Source organism: Deltaproteobacteria bacterium (genome assembly GCA_015233135.1).
GTDB lineage: Bacteria > UBA10199 > UBA10199 > JADFYH01 > JADFYH01 > JADFYH01.
Genome location: JADFYH010000003.1, coordinates 36,051 through 50,355, shown reverse-complemented (window position 1 = coordinate 50,355; position 14,305 = coordinate 36,051). Strand labels below are relative to the sequence as shown.

Below are 14,305 nucleotides of genomic sequence, written 5' to 3'. Positions count from 1 at the left end.
TATTTTGACGAAGTCCTTCTTTTCCTCTTATCCAACTCCGCATGTCCCAGCAAACTGACTTTCTCATTTTAGGTTCGGGGATCGCCGGACTCAGCTATGCCCTCGAGGTCGCTGATTTTGGCCGTGTACTCATCCTGACCAAAAAAGACTCTGCCGAATCTAATACCAACTATGCCCAAGGGGGAATTGCCAGCGTCTGGGATCCTGAAGACAGCTTCAGCGCCCATATTCAAGATACGCTGATCGCGGGGGCCGGACTTTGTGACGAAAAAATTGTTCGAATGGTGGTAGAAGAAGGCCCAGAACGTGTGAAGCATCTGATCGATTTGGGAGTTCAATTTTCCAAAAAAGAAAAAGACAAAATCGATTTGGGAAAAGAAGGTGGACATTCCGCAAGACGTATTCTGCATCAGGGAGATATCACCGGAAAAGAAATTGAACGCGCCTTGCTTGAACGTGTCAAAGCACATCCTCACATCACAATTTTAGAACATCATGTGGCGATTGACTTGATCACCACAAAAAAATTAATTCCTGCAAGCCAAAAAAATCAGGTGATTGGAGCCTACGCGCTGAATCGTCTCACGGGTGAAGTCATCACCCTCTCCTGTAAAACCTGTTTACTCGCGACGGGCGGTGCCGGAAAAGTTTATCTTTATACTTCCAATCCCGACATTGCCACCGGCGATGGAATTGCCATGGCCTGGCGCGCGGGGGCCACTGTTTCCAATCTGGAATTTGTGCAATTTCATCCCACCTGCTTATTTCATCCCCAGGCAAAGTCATTTTTAATTTCGGAAGCGCTGCGAGGAGAAGGCGCAATCTTGCGCACTCAAAAGGGTGATCGTTTTATGACCCGTTATCATCCTCAGGCGGAACTTGCCCCTCGGGATATTGTTGCCAGGGCGATTGATGCTGAGCTGAAAAAGGGCGGAGAAGATTTCGTCTATCTGGATATTTCGCATCAAAACGCTGATTTTCTTAAAAAACGATTTCCCAGTATTTACGAGCGCTGTTTGAGTTTTGGATTTGATCTTACGAAAGGCCCCATCCCCGTGGTCCCTGCCGCCCATTATTTTTGCGGAGGCGTTCAAACCAATGAATACGCCCAAACCGAGGTAAAGGGCCTGTATGCCTGTGGAGAAGTGGCTTGCACAGGTTTGCATGGAGCCAATCGTTTGGCCTCTAACTCTCTTCTTGAAGCCGTGGTCTTTGCGAAGCGAGCTGCGACCGACAGCGTAAGATATGCACAGGAAATTGATCTTCCTCCTTCCTCTTTACTCCCTATTTGGAATTCTGGGCAGGCAACAGATTCCGACGAGGCTGTGGTCATCACACAAAACTGGGATGAGATCCGACGAACCCTGTGGAACTACGTAGGGATTGTGAGAAGCACAAAACGCCTGCTGCGCGCACAAAGCCGCATTGAATTTTTAAGAGAAGAAGTAAGAGAATATTATTGGAATTTTAAGATTACGGCAGACTTGATTGAATTACGAAATCTGGTTTTGGTGGCCGAACTCGTGGTTCGCTGTGCGCTGCAAAGACAGGAGAGTCGTGGATTGCATTATACTTTGGATTATCCAGATTTTTCAGATCGAACTCAGAATAGCTTAATAAAGCAAGAGTCAATTCTTCCAGACTAATTCTTTTTCCCCCTTAATCCCATAAAGGCTCAACTTCAATTCGCTGCTTGAATCAGACACAGGAAACCGAACCCGATACATTTTTACCCAAGGTGCCAGATAGGGATAAAGGCTTTCTTCGAGAGGAGTGGGTTTTACTTTGATAATTTCGCTGGGTTTTAAATGAGACTCCGCTGCCTCAAGACGCAGCTGCCAAAGGCTTTCGGGAGCATCCAGATCGTTCCATTTTTTATTGTAGGTGTAAAAAAAGACGAGGAACTCGGTGTATTGATGTTCGATTTTTTCAGACTTTGTCTCACGAGCCTTAAGATCGGCCGCTGAATCTTTATAATGCTGCGCCAGATATTTATCCTGGGCCTCGCGCAACTCGGGGCTCATCCACAAAACTTCCCAGCGATAAAGGGCATGGAAGTTTTCGGGGCTGTATTGTTCCCCCACACGATGATATTTTTTGAGAGCTTTTTCGTAAGAGAGTTCCTTTGCAAAAAGGATATGGCTTGAACAAATAAGGAGGAGGATGAGGATTATTTTTTTAATCATAAAATTATGAAAGCAATTCCGTCTTCGTAAACAAAGACAACAAGCGATAGCCTTTTGCTTCAATCGCCTCCCGTCCTCCTTCTTCACGATCGACAATCGTAGCCATTAAACTCACAAAATATCCGGCTTCTTCCACTCTTTCAGCGGCTTTCAATATGGATCCACCTGAGGTCACCACGTCTTCCACTAAAGCCACTTGCATCCCTAGCTTTAAATTTTTGTCCCCTTCTATCCATTTTGCAGTACCGTGTTTCTTGGGTTCTTTACGAATAATAAAAGCGGGCAGCGGGGAATTTTTTAGATAAGAAATCAAACTCACCGCACTCACAATAGGATCCGCCCCTAAAGTAGGACCCCCCACGGCCTGAATCCGACGACCTGATTTTTGAAAGAGATCAAAAAAACATTCTCCAATCAAAAAAGCACCTTCTGCAGAAAGGGCAGTTTGTTTTCCATCAAAATAAAAATTAGAAAGCCGTCCCGAAGCAAGTTTTACTTCGCGTTGTTCATAAGAATTCTGAAGGAGGATTTGTTTTAATTGAGGTCTCATATATTTCCAATCGTCTCTTTTTTCATCCAACCTTTTTTCCCATCCACCCATTGCACTTTATAAAAACCATTTTGCTCTTCTGAAATTTTTATTTTTGCCCCTTCATGAAGTTCGAACAGGCGGACCGATTGTTCCGTAGGTTCTGAAAAAACACCTTGGTTTGAAGCAAACAAGACCCCATAGCGAAGTAGTTTTTCTTCAATTAACTTTAGGGAAAAAGAAGAAAGACTCAACAGGTTCACAAAAACAAGAAACAACAGACACAAAAATTGCATGCGAGATTTAAAATAGAGTCGCGAAATAAGCAAAGCAAACAGCAAGGCGTAAGCCCCTAGGGTGAAAAAGAGGCCTTCTTTCAAAGAAAGCAAAGCATTCCAAAAAAAAGCATAGGACAAAATTTTATTGAGGAGTGGCTCTTCAATTTTATCAATCAGGCGTTCGCGGATATAATTATAATTGGCCGATAAATCCCTATCCCGAGGACTTAACCGGAGAGCCTTTTCGTAATAGTAAATGGCTTCTCCCACTTTTCCCTGGCGATAAAAGGTGTTTCCCAAATTAAAAAATAAGCCCCCCGAAAGAATCCCCTGCTTTTCAAGTTCCTGATAGAGCGTTTCCGCCTTTTGAAAATCGCGGGCCAAATAAGCTTCATTGGCTGTTTTAAAAGTTTGCACTGGAGTTTGAGCACAGACATTGTTGGTAAAAAAAAGTAAAACGGAAATTAGAAATATTTTTTTGAACATAAATTTATTTCAACCCCCTCTCCAACGCCTTCAACAACTTGATCGCTTTCAAAGGCCACTCTTTTTTCCACAACTCCTTATTTGGAACGGCCCCAAAACTTGTAGCTTCCAACTCTTTCAGAAAAACAATGGTCTCAGTTAGTAAGTCCGGTCTTATTTTTTTATCTTTCAAAATTTGTTCAATTTCTTGAGGAGTGAGAGAAACCCCCATGCGTTGGAGTTTATCTCCCAAAAACTCTTTCATTATTTTTGAAACCAGGTCGGCAAAGATTGCTGCATTATCCAGCGCAATCTGTTTTATCTTTTGTTGTGCTTTCGAAAAGGCCTTTTTCTTTCTCAAATAACTTTCATTTTGCTGTAGCCAAGTTTTGCGCTTATTCAGCAGGTGAAGAATCCAGGTGACCAGAGGGATGGCTAAAAACAAACTCAGGCCTGCATACAAGGACGCATTAGAAAGCAGAGAATCAACCCGAAGTTCCTGATGGATGCTGGCAATATCTTCTGCCAACAAGTTGGGCGACTCCGGTTTTGAAATGAAATTTTGCTTTTGAACAGGGTTGCCCTGAGAAGTGCTACCCGGCACTACCGACAAAGTATAAGCAGGGCTTTGCAAGTTCTCGTATTGCCCCGTTTTAGGATTAAATACACTTAAGTTTATTTCAGGAATTTGAATTTTTCCTGCAGCCTCCGGAACCAGGGCAAATTTAAAAACTTTTTTCCCACTGAGACCGGAAACTGTACGATTCAATTCCAAATCAGCTTTATCCGGATAAATTTTTAAATTGGGTAAATTTTCAAATCCTTCAATTTTTGCCTCTTTCAAATTTCCCTGTCCCGAGAGAGTAAGTGTGAGGGTGGCTGTTTCTCCCACAGTTAAATCTTGTTTTGAAAGTTCAGACTTTAATGCAAAACTTCCGACTAAGCCTTTAAAATCGGCAGGAGCATTGGGGGGTAATTCCTTCACATCCACACTAAGGGCTGGCGCCCTAAATACACGAGGCCTATAAGCCCCCCCCCCTGCCCTTAGATTAAAAAATGGATCGTTAAAAAAACCAGGAAGATTCAAAGGCTCTTCCACTTGAGCCTTCACACTGGTTTCACCGATTTCCAGTTTTCCACTTTTAGAGGGAAAGAGGGCATATTTAAATTGATAAACTAAATATTCTTTTCCCCCCAACACTTCTTTTGATTTCCCCTCTTTTAGCAAATTTTCGCTCCAAAAATCATGAAAGTCTGGGAACTCAGGCAAGACTTCACGCAAATTGCGGCTGGTATAAAGTTTAAAATTATAAATCAGCTGCTCACCCACATAAGGATTGGTCTTATCGAGCTTGGCTTCAATGAACACCTCCTTATAATCGCCCGCTGGTGTAGCAGCCTCATCTGGTGGAGAATTAGGCGCATTATTAGGCAGGGGGGGGCGAGCTGGCTTACTCCCCCCATTTACTACCGTTACACTAATAGGACCGGTCGGATAATCAACCCCTTCTACAGAAACCGTAATGGGTCCAATCTCGAATTTGCCTTCTTTCACAGGGGCCAAAATGTAGGTGTATTCCTTCTCCATAGAAATCCGACCATTAATCATTTCAACATGAGTAGAAAAACTTTGGTTAAGAACCTGAAAATTCCCCTTGGAGGGCATGCGAGGGTCTGAAGAAACCGAGCCCCCTTTTACTTTCACCGTCAGCACCAGTTGATCATCCAGGGCAATAGTGGGTTTATCGACTGTCGCTTCAACTACCACCTGAGCATAGCTAGGAGTATTTGCCAGCAAACAGCAGCCAGCAGCTAGTAGAATAAAAAAGAGTCGGGCTATAAAAATTTTATTTTTTTTAATAAACATGAAAATACTACCAATCTTTCTCCACCCGTCTTTCACGTCCCAGTTTTTTTTCAATCTGATTTTTTAAAACCTGTCTTTGATTTTCTTCAATAGCCCCTAGCCACATTTCGGCCTCTTGGGTATTTTTATTTCCTTTTTGCGCCTCTTGCAGAGCTGAGCCTTTTTCGGACTGATTTTTTTTTGCCTGCGCGTTCTGCTCCTTGGAGTTTTGAGGACTTGAATTTTGATTCTTCTGAGCTTCCTGATCCGCGTTTTCCTGTTTTTCAGATTGAGATTGCCCCTGCTGCGGATTCTGGTTTTGTTTTTGTTTCTGATCTTGATTCTGCTTTTGATCTTGATTCTGTTTCTGGTCTTGAGATGAATTCTGTGACGGATCCTGATTTTTATTTTCTGAGTTTTGGGAATCCTTTTGTTGATCTTTTTGCTGATCTTTGGAATTCTTTGGCGAGTTTTGTTGACCTCCTGCCTGCTGCTTTTGTTTTTCCTGCAACTTGCGTTTGACAAATTCCAGATTCAGTTTTGTCTCTTCATCCTTTGCATCCAGCTCCAAGGCTTTTTCATAGGCCGTAATGGATTTTTCCAGCTCTCCCATTTTATAAAGCGAATTTCCAAGATTGTACAAAGACTTTACTTTAAGCTCCGCCGCTCCATTCTGAGCCGCTTTCACAAAACTCTCCGCAGCGGATTCATACCGCTTTTGCTGGTAGTAACTATTCCCAAGATTATAGGCATTGATTGCATCTTTGGGGTCTTCCACCACATTCGTTTGATAATGTTTGAGGGCTTCCTCATAATTTTTCTTTTGATAATTTTGAGCTCCCTGCAATTCTTCTAAACTCTTGAAGGAAAAAGCGAGCGATGGCCTGGAATTTAAAAATAAAAGCAGAAAGAGAAACAAGGCCCCTACTTTTTTAAAATCTGTCCATAAAAATTCGAGCAAGAGAAATAAAAATGCAAAGGCCAAAGGCCACTGATAGCGGTGTTCAAACACTTTTTTCTTACTGGCCTTAAATTCAGAGGAACTCAAAGCACCTTTCAGGCCTTTCACGTACAAGACATTGAGATCCTCGTCACCCGTCACCGAACGTACATATTCCCCTCCACTCGAAAGGGCCAGTTCGCTTAATGCATTTTCTTCCAATTTAGAAACCACCACATTACCTGCCTCATCGCGCTTAAAGCCCCCCTCTCCTTTCGCTAAAGGAATGGGAGCTCCCTGTGTAGTTCCAACACCCAGGACATAGAGCGGAATTTGATTTTGCTTCAACTCATTCATCTCTTTTTCTAAGGCCTGGCCATGATCCTCTCCGTCCGTTATCAGTAATATTGCCTTGGAAGTTTTTGTATCTTTAAAACTTTGACGTGCCAAACGAAGGGCCTCTGCCAAATTAGTTCCCTGTATGGAAATAAGATCGGTGGATAAGTCTTCTATAAATTGTTCAATGGCCTGGTAGTCTAAAGTGAGAGGGCAAAGGACCACTGCCTTTCCCGCAAAAACAATAAGACCAATACGATCCCCTTGAGAAAGTCGGAGTAAATCGTGAACTTTTCGTTTGAGTTGTTCCAGACGATTGGGTTTTAAATCTTCAGCCAACATTGAGTTAGAAACATCCGCTACAACAAAAAGATCTACGCCCTTCCGAGTCACCTCTTCAAAATGATAACCCCATTGAGGCCCCGTCAAACTTAAGAATAAAAAGAAAAAAACCAGGCACAACAGAGCCTGTTTGATTAATTTTCGGTACACTGAAAAATGAGGCAAGAGCTGTGGCAGAGATTGGACATGAGCAAAGTTTTGCAAACTTTTTTTTCTTTTTTTTAAAAGGAAAAAAAAGAATATTGCCAGCAAGGGAAATAATAAGAAGACGATAAAATAGAACGGATGGGCAAATTGCATAAAAACAAAAAAGGCGCCCAAAACTTGGACGCCTTTTTTCAATTCATTGACTCATTAATCAATACTTTTTGCTTTCACTTTCTTATTTTTTTTCACTTTTGGCTTGGGAGTTTCGGTCGCTGCAGCAGGCTCTACTGCTGCAGGCTCACCTACCGCATTTTTTTGATCCAAACTGCTTTGGTTCCCGTATTTGCTTTGATAATCGTAGTGCAAAAGTTGAATGTCTTTTTTAAACTCCAGCAACTCGGATGCATGAGAGCGGATGGATTCACGAATCATTTTCTGTTGGGAAGCCCCATAATTCTGCTCCACAAACATGTTTCGTTCCTCCACTTTTTTCTGCAAAATCTTCAAAAAGTCGGCCGTATCTCGAATAATGAAAGGCCTTAAGAAAATGAGAATATTGGTTTTTGATTTGGTTTTCGTCTTGCTCTTGAACAGATTTCCAAGAATTGGAATATCCCCAAGGAAAGGGACCTTCGATTCTCCCACGTTCAATTTATCATCAATCAAGCCCCCAATCACAATGGTTTGCTCATCTTTTGAAACCACCACGGTCTCAACAGAACGCTTGGTGGTCGAAGGACCAATGCTGGTCCGAACGGCATCCGAAGCGCCTGGAACTACAGCGGTCACCTCCTGTTTCACCTTCATTTTAACCATTTCGCCTTCGTTCACCTGAGGTGTAATTTTTAGGGTAATACCCACATTTTGTCGGGTCACATTGAAAGAGGTATTTCCACCACTGGTTACAGTGGTTCCCGTTGGGAAAGGTTCTTCACCCCCGACGATGATGGAGGCTTCCTCGTTATCGAGGGTCAGTAAATTGGGAGTAGAAAGAATATTAACATTGGTATCATTTTGCATTGCCGTCATAAGAGCCCCAAAGGCGGGCATACTCACAGGGGTCGTCGTTCCATCGGGATTGGGCCGGTTAAAGGTAACGGTATCTTTACTGATAACCCCCGCCGCACCTGCACTCGACAAGGCGGCAGGCAGGCCGCTAGTCATCCCACCTAAAAGAGAACCAAAGCCCACGGTTCCGCTAGGCCCCAGACCAAATAAGTCTCCACCCTGCGCATTGAACCCAATGGTTCGATCTTTCTTGATGTTCAATTCCATGATGATGACTTCTACATAAACCTGGCGCCTCGGAATATCGAGTTTATTGATGACTTCTTCCACCAGGGTTTCGTAATCTTTTTGAGTGGCGGTAATGAGCAAAGAATTAGTGGACTCATCCGCTGCCACTTTCACGCCTCCCTCAAACTCAGCCACTGTGGGAACTGCGGCTCCACCTTTGCCAGGAGCACCCGCTGCAGCCGCGGCGGCGGTCTTACCCGCTCCACTGGTTAAAGCGGTCAAAACATCGGCCATTTTCTTTGCTTCCGCATTTTTTAGATAGTGAACATGCACTTTGCCTTGAGAACCATCCAAAGGTTTGTCTAATAGAGACATCAGATCCCGAATTTTTGCTAAGGCACGCTTGGAAGCCAGCAAAATCACCGAATTCGTGCGTTCATCGGGAATGACCTTGGAAATAAAGGGGACATCATCGAGTTCAACGCCTTTTCCCCCTCCCGTCCTCTTGGTTGCTTGCTGATCGACATAAAGCTTTTGAATTTTATCCGCGACATCTTTTGCCGAGGCATTTTTTACTGTATAAATTTCTACCAGTTGCTCAGGGCCTTGGGTGTCCATCTCACGAATAATTTTTAGCAGGCGATCAATGTTGGTGCCTGTATCTGTCACAATCAGCGTATTGGTAGAAGGATAGGCAAATAAATTACCTTCTTTGGAAATAAGGGGTTTTACGGCAGAAGCAATATCCAAGGCACTCACATTCTTCATGGTAATCAGACGTGTAATAAAGCTGTCCGTAATAGGAGAATCGTCTTTGTAAATAGGAAGAGGCGTTGTGAGCGCATCTTTTAGAGGAATGATTTTGAGCAGACCGGAGGGACCAGAAACCACAGTAAATCCCAAAACCTCCAGGGCAGAAATAAAGGCCTGGTAAGCTTCATCAATGGTCATTTTCTTTTCGGAAAGAATGGTGACCTTCCCTTTCACTTTATCATCAATCAAAAAGTTTTTTCCGGCGGCCTTGCTGATCTGCTTGATAATCTCGCGAATATCCGTGTCCACCGCATTCAGGTACAAGCCCTCTCCATCGCTTTCAACTTTATTGATGGTTTTTGGAGGAGCAGAAGAAGTGGGAGTAGATTTAGTCAAATCTTCATACTTTGCGGAGGGCTTCGCCGCCTGAGGGCTGGGTGTTTGTGGAGCTTGGACGGAGGTTGTTGCAGCAGTTCCCCCTGTTGAGGTTTGCGCTCCCACAAAAGGTGCAAACACCAGTGAAGTTGAAACAAAGAAAGCCAAAGAAAGGCTTAGAATATTCCTCATGCGTCACTCCTCATAATTGTAGTTATAAAAAACAAAACTGCTTGGGAAAACCCGACCCTAAACCAACGAAAACATTTTATAAAGCAAAATAAAGCGCCTTAGCGAATTTCATATTCAAAAGATTGCTTCACAGCATTTCGTTCCAAATCGATGGAAATACTTTTTTCGGACTTCAGCATCGTCAAGAGCTGGGGCAAATTTGTAATATTCATTTCCACCCCATTCGCCCGATTGAGCACGTCATTTCTTTGGAGACCTAATTTACTGAACAAGCTCCCGGCATTTACCGAAAGCACTTTCAACCCCTGACTTTTATTGTTCACCAGATTGGGAGCAACACGAATTTCAGTCATCAATTTATCGGGATTATTAACCGCATCCTCTACGGCGGCCTTATCCACTGTAAATTTATTGGGGGTTTGTTGTGCCACGCTTCCCTTCGCGCCAGGAGTCGAAGGGATATTCCCTACGTTCCCTGCAGAGGCCTTTGGCATTCCCCCCTTAGAACTCACGTTTTCCAACTCAACAAATTCCAGACGATTGCTGTTCACAAACTCGATTCTATCTGAAAGAATTTTGGTAATTTTTACACCCGGGGCAAATTGTTTGTCATCTTCCACGGTATAAACATCCGTCCCCCCTCTATCCGCCTGGACAGTGGCAGTAGAACGCTTGTCCGTTCCAGACCCCACTGAAAAAGTGGAGAGTAATTTCACATTCAGACTAGTACGGGTGGCAGGCCCATCTAAATTCACTTGTTGTAAAACAGTTCCTTCAGCTGGCATCGTGGCAGGGAGAGGTGCATCTTTGGAGTCAAAGAGGTTACGATCTAAAATTACTTTATAGGCCTCAAAACCAGGTAGAACCTTGCTGCTTTGAGCAGGAGCTGAAACTGCGGTAAAAGAAAATTTCCTTTCAACAATAAGATGGTCCCCCAAATAGGTATTCACTATCTTGGCAACAAAAAAAGCCGACAGGGCGGTTAGAAACAAATAGGCAATCCAGATATATTTTTTGATGAGTATTCCCACTGGACGAAAAGCTTACTGAATTTTTTTAAATGTGTGCAAGGATAATTTTATCAGCCCCCCTCCAACAAATCCCTTCTTTCAACAATTCAAATAGCCATCAAAAAGCTTGATTCCTGCAAGCTACTTCTATAGTCTCGCCCCTCTTGCGGTAATACTGCAAGTGAGGAACCTTATGATAAAGCTCAAACTGCTCGGTCTGGGGATAATTTTTTGTTGTTCCTTTTTTGCCAGCGCCAATATCTGGGCAGAATCTACCCACGAACTGCAAAAGCAGATGAAAGCCCTTCAAAAAACGGTTGAAGAATTAAAGATAATTATTCAAAAACAAAATGAACGCATAGACCAATTGACGGGAGAAAAACAAAAAACAAAGGTAAAAATAGAAACGATTACCCCCTCTGGCAACAAGGAAGAAACCCGATCTCTGGGAATGTGGAAATATCCTGTCTCTAGCCCGGCTGCTAAAATGCTGCCCGACATCAGCCTAATTGGCGTTTTTTCAGGGGCTTATTTTCAGAATGACCCTGCCGAAAGCGGACACGATCCCCATCGCACAGGATTCAACCTTCAGGAAATTGAAGTGGGGATTCAATCCATCATTGACCCCTACGTTCGTGGCGATATTTTTCTCTCCTTTCACGAAGATGGCGTAGAACTGGAGGAAGGCTATATTACCACACTTGCGGGACTTCCCAAAGGTCTGCAAATTCGTGCAGGGAAATACAAGGTGGGATTTGGCAGACAAAATCAAAAGCATTTGGAGACCTGGTCTTTCATCAACAACAATCTCCCTGATAAATATTTCTTTGGGGGAGATGGCTTCAACGAACTAGGTACGGAAGTCAGCTACCTTCTTCCCACACCCTTTTTTCTGCAGGCCCAGTTCTCTTTTAACCAGGGAACCAATGCAGGGAATTTTGATGGGACTCGCAAAGAGGATTTTGCCTATACCGGCAGACTCTCCACTTCTGCCAATATCACAGATAATCTTACGGCACTGGCAGGAATTTCTGCCGCCTTTGGCTACAATGATACAGGCCTCGGAAATACGACGAATCTTTATGGGGGCGACTTTTTACTGAAATGGAAACCTTCCAAAGATAAAGGCATCGAGTGGCAAAGCGAATATATATTCCGACGCAAAGAAGTCCCTGGGGCTTTTGAAAACGAAGGAGGACTCTCTTCTTACCTACTTGGAAACTGGAGTCCACGCTGGGGAGCGGGGTTGAGAGCGGAGTATTTAGGACTTCCGGCTGAAACCGAAAAAACTTTTCGCATGTCCCCCATGCTTACTTTTAGACCCAGCGAATTTTTTCGTTTAAAAGCCCAATATGATCTCACAAAAAATATTGGAGACAATGTTGAACACGCGGCCATGCTACAGATGATTTTCAACATGGGACCGCATGGAGCGCATAATTTTTAAGGAATGGTATTATGAAAAAAATTATTCTCTTTCTCTTTTGCATTTTATTTTTCTCAAGCCCCAGTTTCGCCAAACTCAAGGTAGTCACCACTACGCCAGACTTAGCCAACCTCGCCCAGGAAGTTGGGAAAGAGTTCATCGAAGTCAAAAGCATTGCCCGCGGGGATCAGGATTATCATTTCCTGGAACCCAAACCGAGCTACATCGTACAAGCTAGTCAAGCAGATCTGTTGATCTCTGTAGGCCTGGAATTGGAGGTAGGCTGGTTGCCCGTATTGCTGACTCAGTCGAGAAATCCAAAAATCCAGACCTCGGAAAAAGGTTTTTTAGACGCCTCACAAAATATCCCTGTGATGGAAATCCCAACTGCCCGAGTAGATCGGTCTATGGGAGATGTTCACCCACTAGGAAATCCCCACTATTGGCTGAATCCCAACAATGGAATTTTGATTGCCCAAGCCATTGCCCAACGCCTGTCCGAATTGGATTCGGCCCATGCCTCGGACTACAATCAAAATTTCCTCAATTTCAAAAACCAACTCTCCGCAAAAATTGCAAATTGGCAAAAACAGCTCGCCAACCTGAAAGGCAAAAAGATTATCACCCAGCATAAAAGTTTTTCCTACTTTACCGATTGGACCGGCTTGCAGGTGAGTGGCTTTGTGGAACCCAAACCAGGCATTCCCCCTAACCCCGGGCATTTGCTGGAATTAATCGCTTTGATTCAAAAAGAAAAAGTGCCGCTGATTGTCACAGAAAATTATTACGACACCAAAGCCGCACAGGAACTCAGCCAGAAGACAGGCTCCAAATTGCTGATTTTACCCACTTCGGTGGGGGGTGAAGCAAATATTAAAAATTATTCCGATTTGTTTGAGAATTTGATTAGTAAAATTAATGAGGCCCTAAAATAAATTCTCCTATAATCCCCCCTCTTAAGCTAAGAGGGGGTTAGGGGGAGTTATGGCCAATTGGATATAAAGTGACCATAACCCCTCCTGACCTCCCCTTAGCTTAAGGGGAGGAAATTAATATGACCACCCTCTCCTTCCTCCTCCCCGCATTTCTAGCCTGCCTCATACTCACAGGCATTCACACCTATCTAGGCATCCACGTGGTCACACGCGGAGTCATCTTTGTCGACATTGCCTTGGCTCAAATCGCGGCGCTAGGGATGACCCTCGCTTTTTTTCTGGGTTATGAACCCGATAGCCAAAGCGCTTATTTTTTTGGACTGGGATTTACCTGCTTGGGCGCCCTTTTTTTTGCTTTTTTTCGAAACAAAAAAATTCCTCAAGAGGCCTTCATAGGAATTTCTTTCGCCGTGGCTTCCGCCCTGGGAATTTTAATTGCCGACAAAAGCCCGCATGGCTCCGAACACCTCAAATATATTTTATCGGGAAATATTTTATGGGTGAGTTGGCCGCAGTTAATTAAAACAGGAATCATCTATTCGGTTTTGGGGATCATTCACTTCAAAGTTCGAAAAAAACTTTTACTCGTTTCAGAAAACCCCGAAGAAGCCAGGCGCCAAGGTTTGAAACTGAAGTATTGGGATTTGTTTTTCTATCTCTCTTTCGGACTGGTCATCACCAGCTCCGTACAGATGGCCGGCATTCTGCAGGTATTTTCATTTTTGATTGTACCGGCCTGTTGCAGTGTTTTGTTTTATGACAAACTCCTGTCGCGCTTGATATTAGGTTGGATGATTGGAGTATTCACGAGCTTGATTGGAATTTATCTTTCTTATAAAATCGATCTACCCACAGGACCAGCCATCGTGGCCTGCTTTGGCGGGGTTTTGATTTTGTGCTTGGTCCTTCAAAGATTGAGGGAAAAAGCAGATTAGCTCAATAAGTTTTTCACCTTAGCAATCAAATCCACTTTCTCATAAGGCTTCAAAATAAAATCCTGAGCTCCCAGCTTTTTCACTTCTTCCGCCAAATCATTTTGTTGAACACCACTGATAACTATAATCGGAATTTTCTTCGTCGCCTCTTTTGAGCGCAAGGCCTTCAATACGCTTTGTCCCGTACCCGCAGGCATTTGAACATCCAGCAAAATCAGATCTGGCCGCTGCTTGTGCGCTGCCTCGATGGTGCGCACCCCTTCGTAAGCAGCAAGGGTTTCGTAGCCCTCAAATTCCAACATGTCTCGAAGCAGCTGCACCAAATCAGTATCGTCATCGGCGACCAGGATTTTCTTTTTCATAAGTTCCCCTCA

General features: G+C 43.7%; 12 protein-coding genes. 4 read left to right on the top strand and 8 right to left on the bottom strand.

Features of this window, described 5'->3' with window-relative positions; genetic code table 11:
• Positions 1 to 41: 41 nt before the first annotated feature.
• Positions 42 to 1,646, top strand: a complete 1,605-nt coding sequence (gene nadB / locus HQM15_01615; GenBank protein ID MBF0491461.1) for an L-aspartate oxidase — start codon at positions 42 to 44, stop codon at positions 1,644 to 1,646.
• Here nadB and HQM15_01610 read toward each other — a convergent pair.
• From HQM15_01610 to HQM15_01580, 7 genes are all read right to left on the bottom strand, one after another.
• Complete coding sequence (locus HQM15_01610; protein ID MBF0491460.1) at positions 1,629 to 2,186, bottom strand: hypothetical protein; 558 nt, start codon at positions 2,184 to 2,186, stop codon at positions 1,629 to 1,631. The genes nadB and HQM15_01610 overlap by 18 nt on opposite strands.
• Before the next feature lie 4 nt (positions 2,187 to 2,190).
• Positions 2,191 to 2,736 (bottom strand): orotate phosphoribosyltransferase, encoded by a 546-nt coding sequence (pyrE, locus tag HQM15_01605; GenBank protein MBF0491459.1) that lies wholly within the window; start codon positions 2,734 to 2,736, stop codon positions 2,191 to 2,193.
• The gene (locus HQM15_01600; protein ID MBF0491458.1) at positions 2,733 to 3,479 is read right to left on the bottom strand and encodes a tetratricopeptide repeat protein; all 747 of its coding nucleotides are present in this window, start codon (positions 3,477 to 3,479) and stop codon (positions 2,733 to 2,735) included. Before HQM15_01600 ends, pyrE begins: the two co-directional genes overlap by 4 nt.
• 4 nt (positions 3,480 to 3,483) lie before the next feature.
• Positions 3,484 to 5,325, bottom strand: coding sequence for a protein BatD (locus HQM15_01595; GenBank protein ID MBF0491457.1), 1,842 nt, complete (start codon positions 5,323 to 5,325; stop codon positions 3,484 to 3,486).
• A 7-nt stretch (positions 5,326 to 5,332) separates the two neighbouring features.
• Positions 5,333 to 7,126, bottom strand: coding sequence for a VWA domain-containing protein (locus tag HQM15_01590; GenBank protein MBF0491456.1), 1,794 nt, complete (start codon positions 7,124 to 7,126; stop codon positions 5,333 to 5,335).
• A 150-nt stretch (positions 7,127 to 7,276) separates the two neighbouring features.
• Positions 7,277 to 9,625 carry a type II secretion system secretin GspD gene (gspD, locus tag HQM15_01585; GenBank protein MBF0491455.1) on the bottom strand — a complete coding sequence of 783 codons (2,349 nt, stop codon included), beginning with the start codon at positions 9,623 to 9,625 and terminating at the stop codon, positions 7,277 to 7,279.
• Between the two features lie 98 nt (positions 9,626 to 9,723).
• Positions 9,724 to 10,656 carry a hypothetical protein gene (locus HQM15_01580; protein MBF0491454.1) on the bottom strand — a complete coding sequence of 311 codons (933 nt, stop codon included), beginning with the start codon at positions 10,654 to 10,656 and terminating at the stop codon, positions 9,724 to 9,726.
• Between the two features lie 172 nt (positions 10,657 to 10,828).
• Between HQM15_01580 and HQM15_01575 the strand changes: the two genes are divergently transcribed.
• From HQM15_01575 to HQM15_01565, 3 genes are all read left to right on the top strand, one after another.
• Positions 10,829 to 12,082, top strand: coding sequence for a hypothetical protein (locus HQM15_01575; GenBank protein ID MBF0491453.1), 1,254 nt, complete (start codon positions 10,829 to 10,831; stop codon positions 12,080 to 12,082).
• Positions 12,083 to 12,093: 11 nt separating this feature from the next.
• Positions 12,094 to 12,996 (top strand): zinc ABC transporter substrate-binding protein, encoded by a 903-nt coding sequence (locus HQM15_01570; protein ID MBF0491452.1) that lies wholly within the window; start codon positions 12,094 to 12,096, stop codon positions 12,994 to 12,996.
• A gap of 119 nt (positions 12,997 to 13,115) precedes the next feature.
• Positions 13,116 to 13,931, top strand: coding sequence for a metal ABC transporter permease (locus HQM15_01565; protein MBF0491451.1), 816 nt, complete (start codon positions 13,116 to 13,118; stop codon positions 13,929 to 13,931).
• On the opposite strand, the gene HQM15_01560 is transcribed toward HQM15_01565, so the two are convergent.
• Positions 13,928 to 14,293 carry a response regulator gene (locus HQM15_01560; protein MBF0491450.1) on the bottom strand — a complete coding sequence of 122 codons (366 nt, stop codon included), beginning with the start codon at positions 14,291 to 14,293 and terminating at the stop codon, positions 13,928 to 13,930. The two genes, HQM15_01565 and HQM15_01560, sit on opposite strands and share 4 nt — an antisense overlap.
• Positions 14,294 to 14,305 lie beyond the last annotated feature (12 nt).

Bases quoted from the DNA above. Each gene is read 5' to 3' on its own strand.
- nadB (MBF0491461.1), top strand. From the start codon at position 42: ATGTCCCAGCAAACTGACTTTCTCATTTTAGGTTCGGGGATCGCCGGA.
- HQM15_01610 (MBF0491460.1), bottom strand. From the start codon at position 2,186: ATGATTAAAAAAATAATCCTCATCCTCCTCCTTATTTGTTCAAGCCAT.
- pyrE (MBF0491459.1), bottom strand. From the start codon at position 2,736: ATGAGACCTCAATTAAAACAAATCCTCCTTCAGAATTCTTATGAACAA.
- HQM15_01600 (MBF0491458.1), bottom strand. From the start codon at position 3,479: ATGTTCAAAAAAATATTTCTAATTTCCGTTTTACTTTTTTTTACCAAC.
- HQM15_01595 (MBF0491457.1), bottom strand. From the start codon at position 5,325: ATGTTTATTAAAAAAAATAAAATTTTTATAGCCCGACTCTTTTTTATT.
- gspD (MBF0491455.1), bottom strand. From the start codon at position 9,625: ATGAGGAATATTCTAAGCCTTTCTTTGGCTTTCTTTGTTTCAACTTCA.
- HQM15_01575 (MBF0491453.1), top strand. From the start codon at position 10,829: ATGATAAAGCTCAAACTGCTCGGTCTGGGGATAATTTTTTGTTGTTCC.
- HQM15_01570 (MBF0491452.1), top strand. From the start codon at position 12,094: ATGAAAAAAATTATTCTCTTTCTCTTTTGCATTTTATTTTTCTCAAGC.
- HQM15_01565 (MBF0491451.1), top strand. From the start codon at position 13,116: ATGACCACCCTCTCCTTCCTCCTCCCCGCATTTCTAGCCTGCCTCATA.
- HQM15_01560 (MBF0491450.1), bottom strand. From the start codon at position 14,293: ATGAAAAAGAAAATCCTGGTCGCCGATGACGATACTGATTTGGTGCAG.